We start from the raw sequence: 1019 nt of genomic DNA on the forward strand, positions 1-1019 counted from the left end.
GCCCCGAGGGCTGCGTAATGTTCAGTGCCCATGCCCTGTGCCCGTCCTAGTTGGCGGAGATCTTTCGCTTTGTCACCAGCGGCTTCCAGCGCCCCGATTCCTGGGCAATCTCCTCGGGAAGACGACCTTTCGGCGTGATCGTCCTGGCCATGCCTTGCGCGGCCAGATAGCGCTGCATGCCCGGTTCTGCAGCGGCGCGCTCCAGGTCGGCATACATTTTCGCCGTCAACGCCTTTGGCGTGCCGGCCGGCGCCATCAGCGCGAACCAGCCATAGAACGTAAAGCCCTCCAGCCCCGCCTCCGCGACAGTCGGCACGTCAGGAAGCAGCGCGGACCGTTCGTTGCCCGTCACGGCAAGCGCGCGAAGGCGGCCGCCCTTGAGGAGCGGGGAGATGGCATTGATGTTCCCCACTGTCATGTCTACCGTGCCCGCCATCAGGTCCGCATAGGCCGGTCCTTCGCCCTTGTACGGCACATGCACGACGTCGATGCCGGCAGCGTCGGCAAACGCTTCACTGGCGATATGCACCTGGCTACCGTTGCCTGCCGACGCGAAGGTCAATTTTCCCGGGTTGGCCTTTGCATAAGCGATGAGCTCGGTCATCGTTTTCGCCGGAATCTTCGTGTTGACCGTCACCACCATCGGCCCACTGGCGATCTTGCTGATCATCTCGAAGCTTTCAGCCGAGTAGGGAAGCTTCTGATAGATGAACGGGTTGACCGTGAACATGCTGCCGGAGGCGAGCAGCAGCGTGTAGCCATCCGGCACGGATTTGGCTACGGCTTCCGCGCCCACGGCACCGCCTGCACCCGGGCGGTTGTCCACGACAACGGGCTGCTTCCATTGCTTGCCCAGTTCCACGGCCACCGCACGTGCAAGCAGATCGGTCGCGCCGCCCGCGGCAAACGGCACTACCAGACGAATCGGCTTGCCCGGCCATTCCTCCGCGTGAGCCGGCACCATGGCTAGCGGAGCAATCGCGAACGCAAACATGGCTGCCGCGGTCGATGTGTTGTAT

The 1019-nt window shown here is 63.5% G+C and carries 1 protein-coding gene; it reads right to left on the reverse strand.

Annotation, left to right across the window (positions count from 1 at the left end; genetic code table 11):
• Nucleotides 1-46: 46 nt before the first annotated feature.
• Nucleotides 47-1019: Bug family tripartite tricarboxylate transporter substrate binding protein (locus AB4Z13_RS32820; RefSeq protein WP_442207783.1), on the reverse strand; the 973-nt coding region annotated here is incomplete at its 5' end.

The sequence above is a fragment of the Rhizobium sp. YAF28 genome (genome assembly GCF_052113285.1).
Classification (GTDB): domain Bacteria; phylum Pseudomonadota; class Alphaproteobacteria; order Rhizobiales; family Rhizobiaceae; genus Rhizobium.